Origin of the sequence: Xanthomonas populi (assembly GCF_002940065.1) — a bacterium.
GTDB lineage: Bacteria > Pseudomonadota > Gammaproteobacteria > Xanthomonadales > Xanthomonadaceae > Xanthomonas > Xanthomonas populi.
Map to the genome: position 1 here is coordinate 1 of NZ_MDEJ01000248.1, position 2,427 is coordinate 2,427.

Below are 2,427 nucleotides of genomic sequence, written 5' to 3' on the forward strand. Positions count from 1 at the left end.
GAGCGATTACGCACACTGCCCGAACACGTCTACAACCAGATGGTCATGGGCTGAAAAACGTGGGGATACCTCAGGGTCCAACTCCCAATCGCCAATGCGGCTACGCTGCTCCCCGACGGCCGGGCGTTCTACCCAGCTGCGCCGGTGCTTCAGCTGGCCACGGCCATCGCGTACGCCCTGCCGACGGCGGTTGCGGCGGCGTCGACGCAAGTGCGCGAACAGCTGACCACCATATCGCTGGTCGGCATACATGTGCCGATAGATCCAGTCGTGACTGGCCAAGCCGGTGCAGCCGGCGATCTGTTCGGGACTGAAGTGCTCGGCCAACAAGACCTCGATCTGCGCGATGCGCTCGGCACCGATGCGCGAGCGCTTGCTTGCGTGCGCCGCTGTTGACTCGCGCGTTGCGCCTGATCAGNCGTTCCAAGGCATCGGCGAGCGCACGCAGCGACAGCCCGGTTTCGTGCAACGCATGGAGACGTCATCGTTCGGACAGGTCCAGGCGACTGGATGACATGGGCACTCCACTTGGCGGTGAAGTGGCTCAGGCCAGGTCGCCTGGACCGCTTCACAACCGTTGGTGTTGCGATTCAACGTTGAACTTGCCCGCCCTTTCGCCCGGTCGCAGCCGTCGTTAGCGCAGATGTGTCCGCAGACAGGTAGGCCGGACGAAGTTGAAGACGTCGATGATGTCCAGCACGTGAGGCGACCAGCCCGATGACGGCATGCAGTTCGTTCTATTGACCAGGTGCACGCCTCCAGCCAGCCGTCAAGCCATCGATTCGATTGAGGCATTGCACGCGCGTTGGCAGTACGCCCTGCCCTGCCTGGACGTTGGCACACTGATCTTGCAGGTCCTGCCATTCGAACTTGAGCAGTTTTCGCTCGAAGCATTCGGCATCTTCAACATCGCGTGCCCTGACACGATTGCCCGTAGCGTTCGTAAACGCCAAGCCGAGTATTTCTTTGGTCGGCTTGCTGCACGACAGGCCTTGCAGCATCAGGCACTGGTCGTCACCGGCACGTATCCCTACATCGCCACAGGCAGCTCGCGTGAACCGATATGGCCGGCGCAGGTGATCGGCAGCATCTCGCACACCAATCAGTTGGCCGCTGCGGCGGCCGCATCATCCGGCAGATCGCATCATCCGGCAGATGGCGTGGTATCGGCATCGATCTGGAGCACGTGGTCGGCGCTGACGCACGCGAGGCGTTGTTGAGCACTGTCGTGGATAGCTCGGAGCTGGCGCTGTTGCAGGCGATCTGCGCGTCCACTGACTGGCCACTGGAAGTGTTGCTGACCATCGTCTTCTCTGCCAAGGAAAGTCTGTTCAAGGCGAGTTTTTCAGCGGTAGGGCGCTACTTCGATTTTTCCTGTGCGCACCTGGTGGCACTAGATCCGCTTGCGGGATGGGTCCATTTTCAGTTTAGCGAGCATGTATGCCCGGATCTGCCGAGCGGGCATCTGTGCGATATCAGCTTCGGTTCTGTCGATCCGCAGACGGTGATCACTTACCGCTTCTGGTAAGTCTTGCCGCATAACGTTGAGTCACTGACGCGGAAACAAAGTGCGCCTGCACAAATCTGACGTAACAAAAAAGGGCCTTCAGGCCCTTTTGAGTGATCAACTGAATTCTGAGATTCCGTTGTTATGATCTGGAGCGGGAAACGAGACTCGAACTCGCGACCTCAACCTTGGCAAGGTTGCGCTCTACCAACTGAGCTATTCCCGCGTGGAGAAAATTTTACAGCTTGTCACATCATTACGCTAGTCACTTCACACCATCAGCTAGCTGTTTCCTGCGGTGCCACCCGCTTGCGAACCGGCACCTAAGGTGTGACTAAGACAACGTGCGGTGTGGAGGCCTGGGCCGGAATTGAACCGGCGTACGCGGATTTGCAGTCCGCTGCATAACCACTCTACCACCAGGCCAAACATCGCATTCCACACCAATTTCTTTGTAACAACTAAAGCAGAGCGAAAGGGTGCCTATTCGTCTAAAGGCAGCAACTGCAAACTGGTTGGATGCGTCCAACCTATTGTGTTGCAACAGATTTTCCGCTGTCCCCGACGTTGGAACCGCCTCTATTGTAGCCGTGTTTGGCGTAGACGCCAAGGGGAATGATTGGGCGCGCCACGGCGGGCTGACGGCGGCAATCGCATGATGCGATGTCCATGCCGCCTGTCTGGCAGCTTCACACCTGGGCGTAATCGGGCTTGCCTACCGGATCGAGCGCGCAGGGTTGAGCGATGTCTCAAACATCTGCTCGTCGTCCACCGCCTTGAGCATTGGGTAGCCGCATGACGGCGCACCTTCCGAACCATCAAAAGACTGAAAAAATAGCGTGTTCAGTCCCGGCATTAGATGGATCGGGTCCACCTTGAACCGCTCGGGTTCGGATGTCCACTGCGTGCAGATGAATTCG

The 2,427-nt window shown here is 58.5% G+C and carries 3 protein-coding genes, 2 tRNA genes and 3 pseudogenes; 2 read left to right on the top strand and 6 right to left on the bottom strand.

Annotated features, from left to right (window positions below):
• Positions 1 to 75 precede the first annotated feature (75 nt).
• The 3 genes and pseudogenes from XpopCFBP1817_RS20440 to XpopCFBP1817_RS23435 all read right to left on the bottom strand — a co-directional run.
• Positions 76 to 418 (bottom strand): annotated as a pseudogene (locus tag XpopCFBP1817_RS20440) (transposase family protein); the annotation flags it as partial.
• 1 nt (position 419) lies between these two features.
• Positions 420 to 517 (bottom strand): annotated as a pseudogene (locus XpopCFBP1817_RS23430) (helix-turn-helix domain-containing protein); the annotation flags it as partial.
• 220 nt (positions 518 to 737) lie between these two features.
• A complete protein-coding gene (locus XpopCFBP1817_RS23435; protein ID WP_244171286.1) occupies positions 738 to 1,001 on the bottom strand; it encodes a hypothetical protein in 264 nt (87 codons plus the stop codon).
• Here XpopCFBP1817_RS23435 and XpopCFBP1817_RS23440 point away from each other — a divergent pair.
• Both XpopCFBP1817_RS23440 and XpopCFBP1817_RS23445 read left to right on the top strand, forming a co-directional pair.
• Entirely contained in the window at positions 927 to 1,220 is a 294-nt protein-coding gene (locus tag XpopCFBP1817_RS23440) for a hypothetical protein (protein WP_244171285.1), read from the top strand. The genes XpopCFBP1817_RS23435 and XpopCFBP1817_RS23440 overlap by 75 nt on opposite strands.
• Positions 1,217 to 1,528 (top strand): 4'-phosphopantetheinyl transferase superfamily protein, encoded by a 312-nt coding sequence (locus XpopCFBP1817_RS23445; protein WP_244171284.1) that lies wholly within the window; start codon positions 1,217 to 1,219, stop codon positions 1,526 to 1,528. The genes XpopCFBP1817_RS23440 and XpopCFBP1817_RS23445 overlap by 4 nt, the downstream gene beginning before the upstream one ends.
• 129 nt (positions 1,529 to 1,657) lie before the next feature.
• Here the strand turns inward: XpopCFBP1817_RS23445 and XpopCFBP1817_RS20450 are convergent.
• The 3 genes and pseudogenes from XpopCFBP1817_RS20450 to XpopCFBP1817_RS22360 form a co-directional block, all read right to left on the bottom strand.
• A tRNA-Gly gene (locus XpopCFBP1817_RS20450) sits at positions 1,658 to 1,733 on the bottom strand.
• 126 nt (positions 1,734 to 1,859) lie between these two features.
• Positions 1,860 to 1,933 (bottom strand) — tRNA-Cys (locus XpopCFBP1817_RS20455).
• Between the two features lie 289 nt (positions 1,934 to 2,222).
• Positions 2,223 to 2,427 (bottom strand): annotated as a pseudogene (locus XpopCFBP1817_RS22360) (hypothetical protein); the annotation flags it as partial.